The organism is Shewanella yunxiaonensis (assembly GCF_018223345.1).
Lineage (GTDB): Bacteria > Pseudomonadota > Gammaproteobacteria > Enterobacterales > Shewanellaceae > Shewanella > Shewanella yunxiaonensis.
The window spans coordinates 2661093-2680570 of record NZ_CP073587.1 but is presented as its reverse complement, the minus strand read 5'-3'; the positions used below and the strand labels follow the sequence as shown (position 1 = coordinate 2680570).

At 46.1% G+C, this 19478-nt stretch carries 21 protein-coding genes and 1 tRNA gene; 13 read left to right on the top strand and 9 right to left on the bottom strand.

What is annotated here, in order from left to right:
• Positions 1-3: 3 nt before the first annotated feature.
• The 7 genes from nqrE (at position 4) to KDN34_RS12230 (ending at position 5907) form a co-directional block, all read left to right on the top strand.
• The gene (gene nqrE, locus KDN34_RS12260; RefSeq protein WP_212594047.1) at positions 4-612 is read left to right on the top strand and encodes an NADH:ubiquinone reductase (Na(+)-transporting) subunit E; all 609 of its coding nucleotides are present in this window, start codon (positions 4-6) and stop codon (positions 610-612) included.
• A gap of 44 nt (positions 613-656) precedes the next feature.
• Complete coding sequence (nqrF, locus tag KDN34_RS12255) at positions 657-1913, top strand: NADH:ubiquinone reductase (Na(+)-transporting) subunit F (RefSeq protein ID WP_212594046.1); 1257 nt, start codon at positions 657-659, stop codon at positions 1911-1913.
• A gap of 182 nt (positions 1914-2095) precedes the next feature.
• Complete coding sequence (gene nqrM / locus KDN34_RS12250; RefSeq protein WP_212596643.1) at positions 2096-2320, top strand: (Na+)-NQR maturation NqrM; 225 nt, start codon at positions 2096-2098, stop codon at positions 2318-2320.
• A 213-nt stretch (positions 2321-2533) separates the two neighbouring features.
• Complete coding sequence (gene bfr, locus KDN34_RS12245) at positions 2534-3007, top strand: bacterioferritin (protein ID WP_212594045.1); 474 nt, start codon at positions 2534-2536, stop codon at positions 3005-3007.
• Between the two features lie 10 nt (positions 3008-3017).
• On the top strand, positions 3018-3485 hold the full coding sequence (gene bfr / locus KDN34_RS12240; protein ID WP_212594044.1) for a bacterioferritin: 468 nt from the start codon (positions 3018-3020) through the stop codon (positions 3483-3485).
• Between the two features lie 118 nt (positions 3486-3603).
• Positions 3604-3774 (top strand): hypothetical protein, encoded by a 171-nt coding sequence (locus KDN34_RS12235; protein ID WP_212594043.1) that lies wholly within the window; start codon positions 3604-3606, stop codon positions 3772-3774.
• 126 nt (positions 3775-3900) lie between these two features.
• Entirely contained in the window at positions 3901-5907 is a 2007-nt protein-coding gene (locus KDN34_RS12230) for a methyl-accepting chemotaxis protein (protein ID WP_212594042.1), read from the top strand.
• A gap of 83 nt (positions 5908-5990) precedes the next feature.
• Here KDN34_RS12230 and KDN34_RS12225 read toward each other — a convergent pair whose 3' ends face one another.
• Complete coding sequence (locus KDN34_RS12225) at positions 5991-7214, bottom strand: ISL3 family transposase (RefSeq protein ID WP_212594041.1); 1224 nt, start codon at positions 7212-7214, stop codon at positions 5991-5993.
• A gap of 109 nt (positions 7215-7323) precedes the next feature.
• On the opposite strand from KDN34_RS12225, the gene dinB reads away from it, so the two are divergent.
• Positions 7324-8394, top strand: a complete 1071-nt coding sequence (gene dinB / locus KDN34_RS12220; RefSeq protein ID WP_212594040.1) for a DNA polymerase IV — start codon at positions 7324-7326, stop codon at positions 8392-8394.
• 10 nt (positions 8395-8404) lie between these two features.
• Here the strand turns inward: dinB and amrA are convergent, their stop codons facing one another.
• On the bottom strand, positions 8405-9004 hold the full coding sequence (gene amrA, locus KDN34_RS12215; RefSeq protein ID WP_212594039.1) for an AmmeMemoRadiSam system protein A: 600 nt from the start codon (positions 9002-9004) through the stop codon (positions 8405-8407).
• On the bottom strand, positions 8976-9761 hold the full coding sequence (gene amrB, locus KDN34_RS12210; RefSeq protein ID WP_212594038.1) for an AmmeMemoRadiSam system protein B: 786 nt from the start codon (positions 9759-9761) through the stop codon (positions 8976-8978). The genes amrA and amrB overlap by 29 nt, the downstream gene beginning before the upstream one ends.
• A 65-nt stretch (positions 9762-9826) precedes the next feature.
• On the opposite strand from amrB, the gene amrS reads away from it, so the two are divergent.
• Positions 9827-10864, top strand: coding sequence for an AmmeMemoRadiSam system radical SAM enzyme (amrS, locus tag KDN34_RS12205; protein WP_228730330.1), 1038 nt, complete (start codon positions 9827-9829; stop codon positions 10862-10864).
• A gap of 108 nt (positions 10865-10972) precedes the next feature.
• Here amrS and KDN34_RS12200 read toward each other — a convergent pair.
• From KDN34_RS12200 to rpsU, 5 genes are all read right to left on the bottom strand, one after another.
• Positions 10973-11049, bottom strand: a tRNA-Ile gene (locus tag KDN34_RS12200).
• A gap of 175 nt (positions 11050-11224) precedes the next feature.
• Entirely contained in the window at positions 11225-13078 is a 1854-nt protein-coding gene (gene rpoD, locus KDN34_RS12195; protein ID WP_212594037.1) for an RNA polymerase sigma factor RpoD, read from the bottom strand.
• 136 nt (positions 13079-13214) lie between these two features.
• Positions 13215-14933 (bottom strand): DNA primase, encoded by a 1719-nt coding sequence (gene dnaG, locus KDN34_RS12190; protein ID WP_212594036.1) that lies wholly within the window; start codon positions 14931-14933, stop codon positions 13215-13217.
• A gap of 81 nt (positions 14934-15014) precedes the next feature.
• The gene (locus KDN34_RS12185) at positions 15015-15458 is read right to left on the bottom strand and encodes a GatB/YqeY domain-containing protein (protein WP_212594035.1); all 444 of its coding nucleotides are present in this window, start codon (positions 15456-15458) and stop codon (positions 15015-15017) included.
• Positions 15459-15466: 8 nt separating this feature from the next.
• A complete protein-coding gene (gene rpsU, locus KDN34_RS12180) occupies positions 15467-15682 on the bottom strand; it encodes a 30S ribosomal protein S21 (protein WP_006080725.1) in 216 nt (71 codons plus the stop codon).
• Positions 15683-15886: 204 nt separating this feature from the next.
• On the opposite strand from rpsU, the gene tsaD reads away from it, so the two are divergent.
• Positions 15887-16900 carry a tRNA (adenosine(37)-N6)-threonylcarbamoyltransferase complex transferase subunit TsaD gene (gene tsaD / locus KDN34_RS12175; RefSeq protein WP_212594034.1) on the top strand — a complete coding sequence of 338 codons (1014 nt, stop codon included), beginning with the start codon at positions 15887-15889 and terminating at the stop codon, positions 16898-16900.
• Between the two features lie 7 nt (positions 16901-16907).
• On the opposite strand, the gene plsY is transcribed toward tsaD, so the two are convergent.
• Positions 16908-17507 carry a glycerol-3-phosphate 1-O-acyltransferase PlsY gene (gene plsY, locus KDN34_RS12170; protein WP_267459527.1) on the bottom strand — a complete coding sequence of 200 codons (600 nt, stop codon included), beginning with the start codon at positions 17505-17507 and terminating at the stop codon, positions 16908-16910.
• Positions 17508-17738: 231 nt separating this feature from the next.
• Here plsY and folB point away from each other — a divergent pair, with 231 nt between their 5' ends.
• From folB to KDN34_RS12155, 3 genes are read left to right on the top strand one after another with little or no spacing between them, the layout of a single operon-like run.
• Complete coding sequence (gene folB, locus KDN34_RS12165) at positions 17739-18089, top strand: dihydroneopterin aldolase (protein WP_212594033.1); 351 nt, start codon at positions 17739-17741, stop codon at positions 18087-18089.
• 10 nt (positions 18090-18099) lie between these two features.
• A complete protein-coding gene (gene folK, locus KDN34_RS12160; RefSeq protein ID WP_212594032.1) occupies positions 18100-18597 on the top strand; it encodes a 2-amino-4-hydroxy-6-hydroxymethyldihydropteridine diphosphokinase in 498 nt (165 codons plus the stop codon).
• Positions 18598-18613: 16 nt separating this feature from the next.
• Complete coding sequence (locus KDN34_RS12155; RefSeq protein ID WP_212594031.1) at positions 18614-19420, top strand: undecaprenyl-diphosphate phosphatase; 807 nt, start codon at positions 18614-18616, stop codon at positions 19418-19420.
• Positions 19421-19478 lie beyond the last annotated feature (58 nt).

Below are 19478 nucleotides of genomic sequence, written 5' to 3'. Positions count from 1 at the left end.
ATCATGGAACACTATTTAAGTTTATTGATCCGTTCGATTTTTATCGAAAACATGGCGCTGTCTTTCTTCCTGGGGATGTGTACATTCCTGGCAGTGTCTAAAAAAGTCAAAACCGCCATGGGGTTGGGTATCGCAGTTGTGCTGGTGATGACAATTTCAGTGCCAGCTAACCAGATCATCTATCAAGGTCTGTTAGCTCCGGGGGCATTGGCATGGGCTGGTTTCCCCGACGCTGACCTGAGCTTTCTGAAGTTCATCACCTTTATCGGGGTGATTGCTGCTTTAGTTCAGATACTGGAAATGGCATTGGATAAGTACTTTCCACCACTGTACAACGCATTGGGTATCTTCTTGCCGCTGATTACGGTGAACTGTGCGATTTTCGGCGCGGTGTCCTTCATGGTAGAACGTGATTACACACTGGGTGAAAGTGCGATATTTGGTTTCGGTTCAGGAATGGGCTGGGCATTGGCCATTGTGTTGATGGCTGGTATCCGTGAAAAACTCAAATATGCGGATGTGCCTGCAGGACTGCGTGGTTTGGGAATTACCTTCCTTACCGCTGGCCTGATGGCATTGGGTTTCATGTCGTTCTCTGGTGTGTCGCTTTGATGCGGCCAGTGGCTTCCTGAATTGGACCTTCTAAGGATAAGTTAATGGATATTCTTGGTATTTTTAAGTCCACTCCACTTGAGGTTTACCTCGGTGTGAGTATGTTCACCGCCATTGTACTGGTGTTGGTATTGGTGATTTTATTCGCCAAGTCCAAACTAGTGTCCAGCGGTGATATAACAATTTCAATCAATGGCGATCCTGATAAGGCCATTAAAACCTCGGCTGGTGGTAAGTTGCTGGGCGTGCTGGCGGATAATGGGATCTTTGTGTCATCTGCCTGTGGTGGCGGTGGCTCATGTGGTCAGTGCCGGGTGATTGTCAAATCCGGCGGCGGCGATATTTTGCCTACCGAACTGAGCCATATTAATAAAGGTGAAGCGCGTGAAGGTTGTCGCCTGTCATGTCAGGTGAACGTTAAGAACGATATGGAAATCGAACTGGACGAAGCCATTTTTGGTATCAAAAAATGGGAATGTACAGTCATTTCTAATGACAACAAAGCGACCTTTATTAAAGAATTGAAGCTGGCTATTCCTGACGGCGAATCGGTACCATTCCGTGCTGGTGGTTATATCCAGATTGAGGCTCCAGCTCATCACGTATACTACAAGGATTACGACATTCCTGAGAAGTATCGTAAGGACTGGGATCATTTCGGGTTCTTCAAACTCGAGTCTAAGGTTGATGAGCCAGTAATACGTGCTTACTCAATGGCGAACTATCCAGAAGAGTTCGGCATCATCATGCTTAACGTTCGTATCGCAACACCTCCACCACGTAATTTGAGCTTGCCGTGCGGTAAGATGTCATCTTACATCTGGAGTCTCAAAGCGGGTGACAAAGTCACAATATCGGGTCCTTTTGGTGAGTTTTTCGCGAAAGATACCGATGCTGAGATGGTGTTTATCGGCGGTGGTGCTGGTATGGCACCAATGCGTTCTCATATTTTTGACCAGCTGAAGCGTATAAAAACTAAGCGTAAGATGAGTTTCTGGTATGGCGCCCGTTCTAAGCGTGAAATGTTCTATGTTGAAGATTTCGATATGCTGGCCAAAGAAAACGATAACTTTAATTGGTACGTCGCGCTCTCTGATCCGCAGCCTGAAGATGATTGGAACGGGTACACCGGCTTTATTCATAATGTGCTGTACGAAAATTACCTGAAGAGCCATGAAGCGCCGGAAGACTGTGAGTTCTATATGTGTGGACCTCCAGTAATGAACGCCGCTGTTATTGCGATGCTGAAAGACCTAGGCGTCGAAGATGATAACATCCTTCTGGATGACTTCGGTGGCTAATGTAACTATCTGGCACAGTGTTCGCTGTGCCATTTTTTTACCTTGTTGAGGTTAATTCTGTTGATGAGTTTGTTAGCGGACAGCAGTCTGTGGCTAGCAGGACAATCACTGAAAAGATGAATTGCTTTAAGGTATAATACTGATATCGGTTATTAAGATATCCGAGAGCAAGAGGAATCATGATGAGTACATTCATAGCCGCTTTTCTGTTTTTGCTGGTGTTTTTTCTGCTGATGTCTATCGGTTATCTGATCAAGCGCAAAGCCGTTCAGGGAAGCTGTGGTGGACTTGGTGTTTTAGGCATTGAAAAGGCTTGTGATTGCGATGAGCCATGTGATCGTCGAAAAGCTAAAGATGCCAAAGAGAAAGCCAGGCAGGAGCGACTTGCTCAACACCGTATTATCTAATTGTCATTGATAATCAAAAAACGGCGCTAAGCCGTTTTTTTTATCAGTATTTTCCGTAAGTTCCATCCATCCACTTATAATTTAGATTGATAATAGTAATCATTTATTTTTATTAAATAACTGAAATTAAGAGGTAATTTGATATTTTTAATATCTGAGGTTAGGCTTTAAACATTGATATAGATCAAATTGTCGCTATCAAGGAATTATGCCATGAAAGGTCAACCGAATATTGTTATGCAGCTCAACAAGGTGCTGACATGTGAGCTCACCGCGATCAACCAGTACTTTCTTCACGCCAGGATGTTTAAAAACTGGGGCCTCGAAGGACTGAATCATCGCAGCTACAAGAAATCGATTCAGGATATGAAGCATGCGGATAAGTTGATAGAAAGAGTGCTATTTCTTGAAGGCTTACCGAATCTACAGCAACTAGATAAATTGAGGATTGGTGAACACAGTGAAGAGATGCTGTCTTGTGACAAGTTGATGCTTGAAGAGCAGCTGCAATTACTGCGAGACTCTATTGTCATATGTGAAACTGAACAGGATTACGTTAGCCGTGATTTGCTTGAAGATATTCTTGAGGATGAAGAAGAGCATCTCGATTGGCTAGAGTCCCAATTTGAGCTAATCCGGATCACAGGTATTCAAAATTACCTTCAATCTCAAATGAGCGAAGCATAAGGAGTTGCATATGAAAGGACATCCGCAAATTCTTGCCATGCTGAATAAGCAATTGACTGGCGAACTCTCTTCGATGGATCAGTATTTTGTTCATGCACACATGTACGAAGACTGGGGATTGACTGAGCTCTATGAACGAATAAACCATGAGTCACTGGATGAACGAGGACATGCAGCAAAGCTTATCTCTCGTATTTTGTTTCTTGAAGGTAAGCCTGACATAGAAAGCCGGGAAGCATTAACTATTGGTGGCAACGTAGAAGAGATGCTTTACAACGATTTGCAATATGAATACAAAGTTGCGGACTCCTTGCGTCAGGGCATCGCCTTATGTGAGCAACTCAATGATTATCAGACGAGGGAAATTCTCGAGGTATTACTGGAAGATACCGAAGCTGATCATATGTACTGGTTGGAAAAACAGTTAGGCTTGATTAAGAAAATTGGACTACAAAATTACCTGCAGTCAAAGATGTAATTTATGTAATGATAATATTAGTTATCGTTTACACTATTAGAGGATAATTTACGTAAGCGTTCAGTGCATATTCAGTGTGATCTGATTATTATTTAATCAGTAACAAAAGGAAACGCTTATGAACGAAATATCCAGTAACCTGCATTTGGCAACGCGGACTTCCCCGCGCAAACGCCCAGAGGTCGTGCCAGATAAAGTGGTTGTCAAAAAGACAACCACTTGTGACAATCCGCAACAACCCCTTGTTAGTAAAGAAGAACTCGCCTACATATTTTCGCTGTTTCGCTAATCATCATTGAATTTGCCCATATCGCTGCCTTTTAACATTTTGTTACGTAATTTTTAACTAAAAGAGTACTGGCACATTTGGTACATTGACGGCTCCTTAATAAGAAAAGCAAGAGTGGGAGCCCTGATGTTGCAAATAAGACGTTCATTGAGTCTACAATTGGTAGTGACAATTGCCGGTGCTTTGGCAATTTTGCTCACTATCGTCGCTGCGGTCGTGGTCAAAACTGATAGTAATGAGACAAGAGTCCGTATCGACAGTGATATTTCATCCATGTTAGATCTGAAGGCGCAAGAAATTGGCAGTTACTTCTACGCCAAAGGTCAGATCATCCATTCGATCTTTTCTAATCCTTGGGTTGTCCAATGGTTTGCTGATTACAAACAGCGTGGCTCTGATTTGTCTGATGATCAGCAATACCATCAATTAATTAAATATTTTCATTTTTTCTCCGAGCGAGACAAAGATATTAAGTCGGTATTTTTGGGCTCAGCCAATACTTTCGAATATTTTGATTTGAATGGCCGTTATGATGGCGATCCTAATTACTACACCAATAAGCGTCCATGGTGGCAGGAAGCTATTGATAAAAATGGTCTGTTTGTGGCTGATCCAGCAGTTGATGCCAATGATGGTACGGTATCAGCTACGGTAAAGACGGTCGTTAAGGACAGTTCTGGAAAGCTGATCGGTATCGGGGGGATGGACATTCTCATCGACACCATAGGTAAAAATCTGCTTTCGCCTATCAAATATCAGGGACAAGGTCAGGCATTTTTGATGACAGAACAGGGTAAATTGGTCTATTTCCCTGGCTTTAATAAAGCTTTTACGCCTGGGACAGACATTACTCAAGTTGACACCTTAAGTAATGACAATGCTGGCTTCGCTGCACTGAAGCAAACCATGCGGTCAATGGGTGAAGGTGTGTCTGAAGTCACTTATCAGGGCCAGCGGCAACATGTGAGTTACGTGAGCATTGATAGCGATTACCCAAAAGTGCGTTGGTACTTGGGGTTTATGTTACCTGATGCGGTATTCATGGCACCGGTAGAACATAAGTTTTGGCAGACCAGTGGGATGGCAATCGGGATCATTTTGTTGGTGGTTGGGCTGATTTCGATTGTGCTGCAACCTTTTCGTCACCATTTAAAGGAATTATTACTGGCGATGGAAGACATTGCCGACGGCGATGGCGATCTATCTCGTCGCATTGAGATGTCACGCGATGATGAATTAGGTCGACTCAGCGCTGCGTTCAATAAGTTTGCCGCTAAAGTCGAGGATATGCTTCAGGAAACGCGACAACTCACAGATGAGGTCGACCGCGGTGTGGATGGTTCTGTTGCTGTCTGCGAGCAAGCATTAAGTTCTGTTAGGGCGCAAAAGCAACAAATTGCATCGGTAGCAACTGCGGCAACAGAAATGGCACATACCAGTCAGGAGATGGCTGCCGGGGCCCAACGTACGGCAGACTCTGCAGACGCGGCTCATAGTCAATCGTTAGCTGGTGTTGAAACGGTGCAGAAGGCCGCTAACGGCATGTATGCGTTATCTGAACAGGTTAACTCAGCTGCGAGTGTGATCCGTGAACTGAAGACCAGTTCAGAACAGATCGGTGAGGTCTTAAGTGTTATTCGAGCCATTGCAGAGCAGACCAACCTGTTAGCGCTAAATGCTGCAATTGAAGCTGCCCGTGCCGGTGAACAAGGACGCGGGTTCGCTGTAGTTGCTGACGAAGTTCGAACCCTTGCTTCGCGGACTCAGGACTCAACCAGTAATATTCAAGATATTATTCAAACTTTACAGTCACAGGCGCAGCAGGCCGAACAGGTGATGGAAAGTGGCGTTAAGCAGGCGGATGCTGGGCGGGCGTTGACCGTGCAAGTTGAAGCAGTGTTAGATGAGATCACTACGGCGATTAATGAAATTCAACAGCAGACGGCAGAAATGACCTCTGCCATTGGCCAACAAGCTGTCGTATCGGAAGAAGTGGCGCGCAATATTGAAGATGTGCGAGAACGTTCTGATGAGTCATTGACTGCGAGCGAAGCTCTGGTGGAACAGATGAAAGCGTTTCGTACAGTAAGTAAAGCGCTATCAAATAATATTAATCGATTCCGTATTAGCTAACCCGGTCTCGCTTGAACAGGGAGCTCAGGCTCCCTTTTTTTGTTTGCTTTACATTTATACTGTTTTTATATGGCTCTTCGCCGTTATTGGTGGAATCCCATATCCAGCTTTCCGAAATGAAACAATATCGCACGTCGAAATCGTGCCGAATTCCGATATCCCATCGCTTTTACTCTTAGTTGCCTAACCTGGCTATTTATCGCTTCTGCTAGTCCATTTGATAGACCAAAACGCATAGCGTTAAGGATCCCCCAGAGCTTATTCTCTATTGTGTCTGCCACTGCGATTAACGGTTTTAACTCTGTGGCTTTGGCCAACGCTATCCAGTTGCTCCAGCGTTGTTTAGCTCCTCTCACTCGGTTGCTGTACCAGATATTTCTTGCGAGTTCTTTAAAATACCAAGCCAGTGCAGTATTCATCATGGCGGGAACAAGCTTATTAACCCTTTCTTTGTCTGTATCGCACAGATTTTCTTGCCGCTTTAACCAGCTAAAACGAGTCCTATGAGCTTCTTGTCTCATTGATGGTGCCAATCCGAAGAGGTCTGCTTTACGGATCTTATTGACCGCTTCAGTCAGTAATTTAGCGATATGGAAATGGTCAAAGGCTATTTTCCTTTCGGCATTTGGTATGTGTCGTCTTGCCGCTTTAATGTAGGCAGGGCTCATGTCCATACACACCGACTGAGTATGACTTACTGAATTTGCAGGGAGTTGTGCCAGACAATCAGCAAAACTGGTCGCTGAACGCCCTTCTGATACCGCCAGTACTTGCCCTTCGTGGTTTGAAAGTAAGGTGACATATTCATGTCCCTTTTTAAGAGCCGTCTCATCTACTAATAAATGCTGGGTCTTCACCGCACCGCGTTTTGCCAAACCACGATTAACCGCTCGCTCCATGATCCTATCAATTGCTCCCCAACTGAGTTTGAAAAATCGGCTGACAGCATTAAGGGTACTCATCGACAACAGCGTAAGGACATGCATTTCAAATAATTCGGTATAGCGGCTACTTTCATTTGCCCAGGGAACCTGAAGGGTCTGGTAACCATGTGTCGGACAGTGAATACGCGGAACATTAGCCTGAATAAGTGTTTGATACTGGCAAGTATCTAAGTGCCGCCATGTTCTCTGACGGGAGTCATAGTGACGACTGGGAGCCTCGCATATTGGGCATTGAATGTTTGATGATGCAGCATATTCAACAATGACAATAATACGCTGATGTTGTTCATCAAGATGAACATTAGAGACGTTCCAGGGAGGGGTTAATCCCAAGATTTGTTGATATAAGGCAGCTTCGCTCATCACTGAATTTTGAGAGTATGTTGTGGGTGAACTTTAACTGTTCCACCACATTCAGTGAAGAGCCTTTTATATACAGTATTTGTGCGTGTGAGTGCCAAGGTAAAGCAAAATGAAGAAAATCATTCATGTGGATATGGACTGTTATTATGCAGCTGTAGAAATGCGTGATTTTCCAGAATATCGGGGAAAGCCGCTGGCCGTTGGTGGTAGTCGTGAGCGCAGAGGTGTTATCAGTACCTGTAACTATGAAGCGCGCAAATTTGGTATTCATTCAGCGATGGCTACCGGTTATGCGCTAAAGCTGTGTCCCGCACTCATCTTGCTTCCTGGCCGAATGGAAGTTTATAAAGCCGTGTCTCGGCAGATCCATACTATTTTCGAACGCTACACCGATAAGATTGAGCCATTGTCTCTGGATGAAGCGTATTTGGATGTGTCGGATTGTCAGCTGCATCAAAGTTCTGCCACCTTGATTGCCGAAGCTATTCGTCGCGATATTCTGGCTGAAACCGGACTCACTGCTTCTGCTGGTGTTGCCCCGGTAAAATTTCTGGCTAAAGTGGCGTCGGAAATTAACAAACCTAACGGGCAATATGTGATTACTCCGGAGTCATTGCCTGACTTTATTGCGGCGCTGCCTTTAGAGAAAATTCCCGGGGTTGGTAAAGTTACCGCGAGTCGTTTAGCAGAGATGCAGCTATTTACCTGTGCCGATGTGCAACGTATACCGCAGCATCAGTTGGTCGAGATATTTGGCAAGTTTGGTCAAGTGTTGCACCAACGCGCATTTGGTATTGATGCGCGGGAGCTCAATCCTAATCGCATACGCAAATCGATAGGTGTTGAAACAACATTAGCCCGCGATATTTATAGCGCTGAACAGTGTCGACAAGTAATGCAGCATTTACTGAAAGAGCTGGCTGGCAGATTTCAGCGACATGCGCGTGAGCAGCAGATTGGCAAATTGGTGGTAAAGCTGAAGTTTGCGGATTTTCGCCAGACGACTATCGAAAGCCGTGCGGCAGAATTATCGCCACAACTGTTTGATAACTTGTTAACGCAAGCGTGGCTGCGAGCAAATGGTCGAGGGATCAGGTTAGTCGGCATCGCTGCGGGGTTAAGTGCGGCAGTTACCAAAGAACCCAATGCGAATGAACGTCAGCTGACACTGAATATCTGAAGGCATTTGGTTAAGTTGAGTGGTGAGTTGCATAGGCGTCTTTTGCCGATGTGACGGTAAATATGTCAACTCGCATCATTGCATTCCAATAGGTGCTCGGCCATCCGCCCTTTAATTTGAGTTGATGCAGGAATGCTTCCGGCTCAGGCAATTGTTCCCATACTTGTGGCAGAAACACTGCTCGGCGCACACCATCACTTAAAATCACACCAACGTGATGATTGCCAAGATAGTTCAGTAAGGTCTGTTCATCTTTAATCGCTAGTCTTTGTGGTAATGATAACACTGATACTTCAATGGTTAATTTAGCAAGTTGGGATGCTTCTAATGGTTGAAAACGTGGGTCCTGACAAGCTGCTGCGTGCGCTTTATCATAAACCTCTTCAATGAGCGGGGCGTTAGCTATGATGCTACCAATACATCCTTGTAACTTTTGTGCCACTTCTAAGGTAACGAAACAGGCCCCTATTCGGCATAAATCTGCATCGAAATGGCCCAGTTGAGGCTTCTGATAAATTCCGGAACAATAGTCGTTAATTGCTTGTCTTGCGACCGCAAGTAACTGTTTTATTTGCTTATGGTTATATGTCGGTGACGATGTAACTGGCATAACCCACTACTCTTGATTTATCCCCGGCAGAATCACCGGAATTAATTCGTTGAAGCAGTCGCAGTTGGTAATGGTGCCTTGCCGCGAGTATTAGCAACGCATTGACTCCTGTGGCACCACACGCTTCTTCAGGTGAGATTGAGGCTTGAAAGTGCTCAATTTTATCGCAGGTATGTTGATCGATTTCATTCGCCTCAGCATAGGAATGATAATGGCTGAGGTCGCTACTGATCACTAACAGCGTATCCTCCTGCCAAAGTGGAGCAATAACTGTGGCCAGTGCCTCGGCGGAGATATTACTGGTCACAATCGGGGTTAATTGAAAGCGGTTAAGACAACTTTGTAAAAATGGCAGCTGAACTTCCAGACAATGTTCGTTTTGATGAACCTCATCGGAAAAAATTACTAGTGGTACATGTTGTAGTTGTTGTCGATGTTCCTGGCAAATAACAATCTGACCTAAAGGCGTACCGAATTGTTCGCAAACCGGCAACGCGCAGCCGTCAAAGTAATAATGATGAGAAGGCCCTACCAGAATTACCTTATTGAACCTACTTTTTTGCCGATTTATCAGTGAATAAGCTAATGCCGCTGTCGTACCGGAATAGATATAACCGGCATGTGGGACAAGTATGGCTTTGATGGACTTCGATTCATGTAATTCATTATGCAGCCAGCGCTGAATTTGAGAACGCAGCTGTACGGGATCGCGTTGATAAAAATGTCCGGCAACGGCCGGCAGACGGATGTTCATCATTCAACCAATTTCACTAATTGCACTATTATTGAGTATAGGATCTGCACAACGTTGAGAGATGGCGTGTGGGAACAACAATCGAAAAATTTAAAACACAGTACTGGCACCGTTTAGACGACGGGCGGGTTGTGTGTGATGTTTGCCCGCGACATTGTGCTTTACGTGATGGTAAGAAGGGCGCTTGTTATATCCGGGAAGCCTCTGATGGAGAAATCGTGCTGACCAGCTATGGCTTAGCCAGTGGTTTTGCCATTGATCCGATAGAGAAAAAGCCGCTGAACCACTTTTATCCTGGAAGCCGCGTGTATTCCTTCGGTACGGAAGGGTGCAATTTAGGATGTAAGTATTGTCAGAATTGGAATATCAGTAAAACGCGAGAACGGTCAATTCTTTCTGCTGAAGGTTCTCCAGAGAATATTGCTCGCAGGGCGCTGGCACTTCACTGTAAAAGTGTCGCCTTTACTTACAATGACCCAGTGATCTTTTTTGAGTATGCGCGAGATACTGCCATTGCCTGTCATGAGCTTGGACTGCAGGCTGTTGCTGTCAGTGCCGGATACATGTGCGAAAAACCTCGGCAAGAGTTTTATCACTATATTGATGCAGCCAATATCGATCTTAAAGCGATGTCAGATCAGTTTTATCGCAAGGTATGCAGCGGTAATTTAGCTCCAGTGTTAGACACCTTGCTGTATCTAAAACATGAAACTGATGTTTGGTTGGAAATCACCACACTGCTGATCCCTGGCTATAATGACAGTTCAGAAGAACTGCAAAAGCTATCCTCATGGATTGTGGATAATCTTGGGCCGCAGGTGCCTCTTCACTTCAGTGCGTTTCATCCGGATTTCAAAATGATGGACGTGCCGCCTACACCACTGGAGACCTTACTTCGGGCTCGAAATATTGCGCTAGATGCCGGGATTCAATTTGTCTATACCGGCAATATTCAGCATGATGATAGTGAAAATACCTATTGCCCCCATTGCCAGCATGTCGTCATACGTCGACATCGCTATCAGTTGCTAGAATACTCACTGAATGCTAAAGGTGAGTGCACGAATTGTCTGACCAAGATCCCAGGAAGGTTTGAGGTGTGCTAAATGGTAAAAATATGGTGACTGCCTTTATAACTATAGCCATCCGAAAAGAGTTGATTTCAGAAAGCACAAAGGCTTAGTCAATTTAATGAACTAAGCCTTTGAAAAAGATGGTGGCCCCTCACGGACTTGAACCGTGGACCTAACGATTATGAGTCGTGTGCTCTAACCGACTGAGCTAAGGGGCCGTGCCAACGGTGCTTCCGTCAAGCGGGAGTGAGTATACGAACTTTGCTCCGGCTTGTCACCCGTGTTTTGGTGCTTATTGAACTGCTTCGCTTTCAATTGGTTATCTGTTACGCACTGAGTAGCCAATGGGCAATAAAAAACCCCGCATAAGCGGGGTCTTTGGAAGCATAATGGCTATTCATCCAGGAACGACTTCAGAATTTCTGAGCGGCTTGGGTGACGCAGTTTACGCAGGGCTTTAGCCTCAATTTGACGGATACGTTCACGAGTTACATCGAATTGTTTACCCACTTCTTCCAATGTATGGTCCGTGTTCATGTCGATACCAAAACGCATACGCAACACTTTCGCCTCACGAGCAGTTAAGCCTGCCAGTACTTCGTGAGTGGCCTGTTTCAAGCTTTCACTAGTAGCGCTATCCAGCGGCAGTTCCAGCGTAGTGTCTTCAATGAAGTCACCCAAATGCGAATCTTCATCATCGCCGATAGGTGTTTCCATGGAGATTGGTTCTTTAGCAATCTTCAACACCTTACGAATTTTGTCTTCTGGCATCATCATCCGTTCAGCCAGCTCTTCTGGTGATGGCTCACGCCCCATCTCTTGCAGCATCTGCCGTGAAATACGGTTCAGCTTGTTGATGGTTTCGATCATATGTACCGGAATACGAATTGTCCGAGCCTGGTCAGCAATAGAACGCGTGATGGCCTGGCGGATCCACCATGTCGCATAAGTGGAGAACTTATAACCGCGACGGTATTCGAATTTATCCACTGCTTTCATCAGACCAATGTTGCCTTCCTGGATCAGATCCAGGAATTGCAAACCGCGGTTGGTGTATTTTTTCGCGATGGAAATTACCAGACGCAGGTTAGCTTCTACCATCTCTTTCTTGGCACGGCGCGCCTTCGCTTCACCGATACTCATGCGGCGGCTGATGTCTTTAATCGCAGTGATTGACAAGCCAGTTTCCACTTCAATTGCGGCAAGTTTGGCGTGGCAGCGAACAACATCTTCTTCTACAGCTTTTAACGCTTCAGAATATGCTTTAGATGCGGCCATCTCTTTCTGGAACCAAGTGATATCGGTTTCGTTGCCACCGAACAACTTAATGAAGTTCTTCTTAGGCATTTTGGCCTGTTCAACGCATAATTTCATGATCAGACGTTCTTGGACACGTACTTTGTCCATCATTGAACGCATGCTTTTCACTAAGCGGTCGAACTGTTTAGGTACCAGACGGAATTCTTTGAAGATCTCACCGATTTCGAATAAGGCACCAATTGCATGTGGGTGATTTCTGCCTTTTTCTTCGATGATTTTCAGTGAGTTTTCGTATGCAGCGCGCAGCTGTGCGAAACGTTCACGAGCTTCTTCAGGATCAGGTCCTTTTGAACCGTCATCATCCTCGTTATCGGAGCCTTCGCCTTCTTCGTCATCATCATCAAGATCATCTTCATCGTCTAAATCATCATCAGACAGTTCGGAACCGATATGAGTGGCGGTAGGGGCCATGTCATCTTCATCAGGATTTACAAATCCAGAGATAATGTCAGACAGACGCAACTGATCAGCTTCATATTGATCATATTGTTCCAGGATCATTGAAATAGCTTGTGGATATTCAGCCACAGAACCCTGGACTTCGTTAATCCCTTCTTCGATACGCTTAGCGATCTGGATTTCACCCTCGCGGGTTAACAGTTCTACGGTACCCATTTCACGCATATACATGCGCACAGGGTCAGTAGTGCGTCCCAGTTCGCTTTCAACAGAAGCCAGCGCGGCAGCTGCTTCTTCTGCGGCATCGTCGTCAGTATTGTCTTCAGACATCATAATGTCATCGGCGTCAGGTGCTTCTTCAAACACCTTGATACCCATGTCATTTATCATCTGGATAATATCTTCGATCTGGTCAGAATCGACCATGTCGGCAGGTAAGTGATCGTTCACTTCTGCATAGGTTAGATAACCTTGCTCTTTACCTTTTGCGAGCAACAGTTTAAGTTGCGACTGCGGAGTATGATCCATAGATATCATCCAATTTGGTAACTGTTACAACGATAAGCAACGACAAATCTAATGTGCCGTGCAAACCATCAATTATAACCATTTGCACAATACTGTGCCAGCCCGAGGCGGGATCTGAGAGTGGAAAAATCTTACGTTATAACCGCTTCATCGCGGCGATCAGCTTCTTGAGCTGTAACTTTTCGTCTTTACTCAGATCTTGCTTCAGACTTAATTCCTGGTAACGCTGTTCAATATATTGATTATTCAGCCATACCAGTGCTGTTTTAAACTCTTGCTGAACATTTTCATCCGCCACTTGATGATCCCATTGGGTCAATTTAGTTAAGACCGGGTAATCTTCCGTATCTCGATAATATTCAAGTAGTTGTGCGCTGTTCAACGTTTCAGTTCGAGTTAATTCCAATAAGCGAACCAGCAGTTCTACGCCGGTCATTTTTAAAAACTGTAATGCCGGTTGGGGCATTAACTTAAACCCCAAGCGGGGATCCTGTACGAGCAGAGCTATCGCCAGTCTAAGTGGGGTACCTCTACCTTTTAATGTTTGCTGTTGTTGAAGCTGCGCTGCAGTTTTAGCCTGGAATCCCAGACGTCGTTTCATCTCATCAACACTGCCCATACGCAGCCGGTAGGTGAGGTTTTCCAACAACAAATTTTGTAACACGCTGTCCTGTATACGTTCAATTAGCGCTATCGCTTGCTTCGCAAGAGAGGCTTTATCGCTGCCATTACGTTCTGTCAGCGTTTCAAATAGAAACTCTTCCAATGACTGTGCTTGTTCGATGAGCTGTTCAAATGCTTCTTTACCCGCTTTGCGAACCATTGAATCCGGATCTTCAGTTTGCGGTAAGAACATAAATCGCACCGTATCACCAGGTTTGAGCATTGGCAGCGCCGTTTCCAATGCTCGCCAAGCCGCTTCACGTCCGGCGTTATCACCATCGTAACAACACACTACTTCTTTAGCGCTGCGCAACAGCAATTGAAACTGCTCAGCCGTGGTGGAAGTTCCCAGCGATGCGACGGCATAATCAATTCCAAACTGAGCGAGCGCCACGACATCCATATAACCTTCAACAATTAACACGCGTTCAGGATCACGGTATTGTTGCCGCAGTTCATAAAGACCATAGAGTTCATTGCCTTTATGAAATATGGGCGTCTCGGGCGAATTCAAGTATTTCGGCGTACCATCCCCGAGGACGCGTCCACCAAATGCAATGACACGTCCGCGACGGTCACGGATTGGAAACATTAAGCGGTCGCGAAAGCGGTCATAGCGACGACCTTGCTCATTGTTAATCAGCATTCCCGCTGTCAGCAGTTTTTCCTGTAACTGAGGCTTCTGGGCATAGAGGCTCATCAGGTTATCCCAGCCATCTGGTGCATAACCTATGCCGAACCGTTCCACAATGTCTTCGGATAAGCCGCGCTTTTGCAGGTAGTCAAGCACTCGTTGTTTTTGTGGGTGACTACGGAGCTGCTTTTGGAAATAGCGGCCAGCTTCTTCCATCAATTGATACAGGTCTCGACTGACACTTTCATCTGCACGATTGCCAGATTCTCTAGGAACTTCCAGCCCGAGTTGGCCGGCAAGCTCGCCGATAGCATCCAGAAAGTCTAGTCGCTCATACTCCATGACAAAATCAATCGCATTGCCATGCGCGCCACAACCGAAACAATGGTAAAACTGCTTGTCGCGGCTGACGGTAAAAGACGGGGATTTTTCACTATGAAATGGGCAACAGGCAGCATAATTCTTGCCTGCTTTTTTCAACGGCACTTTGTGGTCGATGAGATCGACAATATCGGTTCGAGCAATCAGCTCGTTGATAAAATCTCTAGGTATTGCCATGTGTTTTCAGTCTTTGCCCTTAGACCGATGTAAACAAACAAGCCGCGCTGAAGCACGGCTTGTTCGTGAAACAACACCAGATTACTGAAGTTTGGCTTTTATCTGAGTGCTTACTGCACCCATGTTAGCCCGACCTAGTACCTGGTTTTTGACTAAACCCATTACCTTGCCCATATCGGCTATGGACGACGCACCCGTGGCTTTAATCGCAGCATCGATGATCTGATGAAGTTCATCATCAGTCAAAGGTTGCGGCAGAAATTCTTTCAGTACCAGAACTTCTGCTTCTTCTGCAGCGGCTAACTCAGGACGTCCAGCGGCTTGATACTGCTCGATTGCATCGCGCCGTTGTTTCACCATCTTGGTCAGCACAGCTATTACCTGCTCATCTGTCAGGGTCTCGCGGGTGTCCACTTCAACCTGCTTGATAGCAGCAAGCGCCATACGAATAGTGCTAAGGCGCGCCTTTTCTTTGGCGACCATCGCTTGTTTCATCTGCGCTTTAAGCTGTTCTGTTAGGCTCATAACAGGAATTAGTACAAACGTACGCGACGAGCGTTTTCGCGAGAAAGCTTCTTAGCCAGACGTTTTACCGCAGCAGCTTTGGCACGTTTACGAGCTGTAGTAGGTTTTTCATAAAACTCACGAGCACGTACGTCCGCCAGAATACCGGCTTTTTCGCAAGAGCGCTTGAAACGACGCAGAGCAACGTCGAATGGTTCATTTTCACGTACTTTAATAATTGGCATACGCCATCACCCCTTAGGTGTTATTTGTATTGCGCCACCGAAGTGACTCAAGTCAGATTAAAAATGGTGCGGAATTCTAAACCGATTACCCCTCGCTTGTAAAGGGGGACACCCTGTTAGTTTATGGCATTCTGGTTGGATATTCCTGGGTAATCACAGTAGAATTAGCGCCCATTGTAGTTGTTGGATTTTGTAGTAAGCATCATGCGGGTATTAGGTATTGAAAGTTCCTGTGATGAGACAGGTATCGCCATTTATGACGACAAGTTGGGATTGCTCTCCCATGCGTTGTACAGCCAAGTAAAGCTACATGCCGATTATGGTGGTGTGGTACCGGAACTGGCGTCCCGTGATCATGTCCGTAAAATAGTGCCGCTGATTCGTGAAGCGCTGACAAAAGCGGACACGCGTATTGAGGATCTGGATGGTATTGCCTACACCAAAGGTCCTGGGCTTATCGGTGCATTGTTGGTTGGTGCCTGTGTCGGCCGTTCGCTGGCATTTGCTTGGAACAAGCCTGCCGTTGGTGTTCATCATATGGAAGGGCATTTGTTGGCCCCAATGTTGGAAGACGATGCGCCTGAATTTCCCTTCGTGGCATTGCTGGTGTCTGGTGGGCACTCAATGCTGGTGGATGTGCAGGGTATCGGCCGCTATGAAGTGTTGGGTGAGTCGATTGATGATGCTGCGGGTGAAGCCTTCGATAAAACTGCCAAGTTGATGGGGTTGGATTATCCCGGTGGGCCACGGTTGTCAAAGTTGGCCGCTAAAGGTGAGGTAGCAGACTATAAATTCCCGCGGCCAATGACAGATCGCCCTGGGTTAGACTTTAGCTTTTCCGGGCTGAAAACTTTTGCGGCCAACACTATTGCGGCTGAACCCGATGATGAACAAACTCGTGCCAATATCGCTCGGGCTTTTGAAGAAGCAGTTGTTGATACCTTAATGATCAAATGTCGGCGTGCGTTAGAGCAGACCGGATATCAAAGGTTAGTGATCGCTGGCGGTGTCAGCGCTAATCAGCGGTTGCGGGGCGCATTGGCAGAGCTGATGCTGCGTCGTCATGGCAAAGTTTATTATCCGCGCGGTGAGTTCTGTACTGATAATGGTGCCATGATCGCTTATGCCGGATTACAACGGCTGAAGGCCGGGGAAACAGAAGCGTTGTCCGTCAAAGCACAACCTCGATGGCCGTTGGATTCATTAGCGGCCATTTAAAAAATATTCAGCGTTTTTTACGATGGAACATCTTTGACTCTTCACCTTTAAACAGGCGTCGAATGTTGTCTTTGTGACGCCAGATAATCAGGGCAGACAACATGGTGACGGGTAAGGTGAAGCGGTCATCAAACCACAGCGTATAAATTGGTGCCATCAGGCATGTGATAATTGCCGCGAGAGAAGAATAGCGGGTCAGGATAACCACTAACAGCCAGGTGCACATCAGGCTGACGGCCATATTACTAATCGGTGCCATGGCTCCCAGTGCGGTCGCGACACCTTTTCCACCCTTGAACTCAAAGAATAACGGAAACATGTGGCCCAAGCAGGCCGATATCGCAATCACCCCCAGCCATATACCGTGAACCCCTAGCAGGTACGCACCATAGGCGGGTAATGCCCCTTTCACCATATCAAAAAAGAACACCAGCGCGGCTGCCCAGACACCGCCCAAACGTAATACGTTGGTGGCTCCCGGGTTTTTTGAACCTTTGCTTCTCGGGTCAGGTAAGCCTTTCAGACGACATACCAAAATGGCGCTGGAGATGGAGCCGAGTAGATAGGCTATGGCTATCATAACAACGATCAGCACTACGCTATTCAAATTGGTTTCCTTACTCGTCTTAAGGTATTATCGCGCACACGAAAAAGGCGACTCTGTGGCGTTGATGGTCTGGGTTTCTGTCAGTGCATCAGGTTATCCATCAATGTCTTATCCTACTGAAACTTGTTTCAGGTAGAAAGAGGCGAACATTAATATCAAGATGTCGGACGCGGATTATAGCGGTATTTTAGCGTACGGCTTATCTGACCTCCGATACATGCAAGGAATATTATGGACAAAGTCCTGATCCAAGGGTTGCAGATTGAGACCATCATCGGCATTTACGAATGGGAAAAGAAGCTGCATCAAACCCTGAGTCTTGATCTGGAAATGGCCTGGGATAATCGTGCTGCAGCGGAGCATGATGATTATAGTAAGGCCCTGTGCTATGAAACTGTCAGTCGGCGTCTGACACAGCTTATCTCAGAAAAACCTATTGAATTAATTGAGACCGTGGCTGAACGTGTCGCTACCTGTCTGTTGGACGAGTTTCAGGTCCCGTGGGTAAGAGTCAGAGTAATGAAACCTGGTGCGGTGCCGGCAGCCAATGCCGTTGGCGTTGAAATCGAACGTAGCAGGTAGCTTTGAAACTATGGCAAAGATATACATAAGCCTGGGTAGCAATATTGAGCCGCAACGCTACCTGCTGGCTGGACTGCAAGAGCTGCTGACGATATTTGGCGATATTTCCTGTTCTCCCGTCTATGAAAGTGAGTCGGTGGGTTTCAAAGGCGACAATTTCCTCAATATGGTGGTGTCGGCACATACTTTGTTGCCGGTGGAAGCGGTGATTGCCAGTTTTAAAGCAATTGAATTACAGCATGGGCGTCTGCCCGGGGCGAAAAAATTTGCCTCACGGACGTTGGACTTGGATTTGCTGTTGTATGACGACTTGATCTGTAATACGCCCGTTATTCTCCCGCGACCAGAAATTCTCACTAATGCCTTTGTTTTATGGCCGCTAGCGGAACTTGCGCCAGCCTTGGTGCATCCAACTGCGGGTAAGTCTTATGCCCAGCTGTGGGCCGAATATGATAAGTCGCGTCAGAAACTCTGGCCGGTAGCTATAGATTTTGGCTTGTTAGCCTGATATTTCAAGGAGTTGTATGGATACGTTACAAGTGGTCATTCTGGCGCTTATTCAGGGCTTGACCGAATTTTTACCAATTTCCAGTTCCGCACATTTAATTTTGCCATCTCAATTATTGGGTTGGCCAGATCAGGGCTTATCGTTTGATGTGGCTGTCAATACTGGCTCTTTACTGGCGGTCATCATCTATTTTCGGGTTGAGCTATACAACATGGCCAAAGCCTGGTCGCTCAGTATCATCAAGCGCGAAAGCGATGACGAAAGTAAACTCGCCTGGTGGATTATCCTGGCGACATTGCCTGCGGTTTTTTTCGGGTTTCTTGCTAAAGATTTTGTGGAAACTTATCTGCGCAGTGCTGAAGTCATTGCCTTTACCACGATTGCCTTTGGTTTGCTGCTTTGGTGGGCCGATAAAACTTCACGTCTGGAGTTAACGGAATATCAATCTGGCTGGCGTAAATCCTTGCTTATCGGCTTTGCACAAGCACTGGCATTGATCCCCGGTACCTCGCGTTCTGGTATTACTATGACTGCAGCGTTGATGCTTGGCTTACAACGTGAGGCGGCAGCTCGCTTTTCTTTTCTGATGTCGGTGCCCGTGAGTTTGGGGGCTGCTATTTTGGTGGGTAAAGATCTTGCTGAAAGTCCCGAACCATTAGATATGCATGCTCTGGTGTTGGGAACCTCTATTTCATTTGTAGCCGCTTATGCCTGTATCCATTATTTTCTGAAAATTATCAGCAAAATGGGGATGACACCGTTTGTGATTTACCGATTGCTGTTGGGCGCGGGATTAGTGGTATTCATTGCATTACATAACTGAGGTGATGATGCGCGTTCTTGAACATGCTGTTTGAGAATTCTGCAGCGCTACTCGCGGA

What these genes read in the sequence shown, in the direction of transcription:
- nqrE (WP_212594047.1), top strand. Translation starts at nt 4, where the DNA reads ATGGAACACTATTTAAGTTTATTGATCCGTTCGATTTTTATCGAAAAC.
- nqrF (WP_212594046.1), top strand. Translation starts at nt 657, where the DNA reads ATGGATATTCTTGGTATTTTTAAGTCCACTCCACTTGAGGTTTACCTC.
- nqrM (WP_212596643.1), top strand. Translation starts at nt 2,096, where the DNA reads ATGAGTACATTCATAGCCGCTTTTCTGTTTTTGCTGGTGTTTTTTCTG.
- bfr (WP_212594045.1), top strand. Translation starts at nt 2,534, where the DNA reads ATGAAAGGTCAACCGAATATTGTTATGCAGCTCAACAAGGTGCTGACA.
- bfr (WP_212594044.1), top strand. Translation starts at nt 3,018, where the DNA reads ATGAAAGGACATCCGCAAATTCTTGCCATGCTGAATAAGCAATTGACT.
- KDN34_RS12235 (WP_212594043.1), top strand. Translation starts at nt 3,604, where the DNA reads ATGAACGAAATATCCAGTAACCTGCATTTGGCAACGCGGACTTCCCCG.
- KDN34_RS12230 (WP_212594042.1), top strand. Translation starts at nt 3,901, where the DNA reads ATGTTGCAAATAAGACGTTCATTGAGTCTACAATTGGTAGTGACAATT.
- KDN34_RS12225 (WP_212594041.1), bottom strand. Translation starts at nt 7,214, where the DNA reads ATGAGCGAAGCTGCCTTATATCAACAAATCTTGGGATTAACCCCTCCC.
- dinB (WP_212594040.1), top strand. Translation starts at nt 7,324, where the DNA reads ATGAAGAAAATCATTCATGTGGATATGGACTGTTATTATGCAGCTGTA.
- amrA (WP_212594039.1), bottom strand. Translation starts at nt 9,004, where the DNA reads ATGCCAGTTACATCGTCACCGACATATAACCATAAGCAAATAAAACAG.
- amrB (WP_212594038.1), bottom strand. Translation starts at nt 9,761, where the DNA reads ATGATGAACATCCGTCTGCCGGCCGTTGCCGGACATTTTTATCAACGC.
- rpoD (WP_212594037.1), bottom strand. Translation starts at nt 13,078, where the DNA reads ATGGATCATACTCCGCAGTCGCAACTTAAACTGTTGCTCGCAAAAGGT.
- dnaG (WP_212594036.1), bottom strand. Translation starts at nt 14,933, where the DNA reads ATGGCAATACCTAGAGATTTTATCAACGAGCTGATTGCTCGAACCGAT.
- KDN34_RS12185 (WP_212594035.1), bottom strand. Translation starts at nt 15,458, where the DNA reads ATGAGCCTAACAGAACAGCTTAAAGCGCAGATGAAACAAGCGATGGTC.
- rpsU (WP_006080725.1), bottom strand. Translation starts at nt 15,682, where the DNA reads ATGCCAATTATTAAAGTACGTGAAAATGAACCATTCGACGTTGCTCTG.
- tsaD (WP_212594034.1), top strand. Translation starts at nt 15,887, where the DNA reads ATGCGGGTATTAGGTATTGAAAGTTCCTGTGATGAGACAGGTATCGCC.
- folB (WP_212594033.1), top strand. Translation starts at nt 17,739, where the DNA reads ATGGACAAAGTCCTGATCCAAGGGTTGCAGATTGAGACCATCATCGGC.
- folK (WP_212594032.1), top strand. Translation starts at nt 18,100, where the DNA reads ATGGCAAAGATATACATAAGCCTGGGTAGCAATATTGAGCCGCAACGC.
- KDN34_RS12155 (WP_212594031.1), top strand. Translation starts at nt 18,614, where the DNA reads ATGGATACGTTACAAGTGGTCATTCTGGCGCTTATTCAGGGCTTGACC.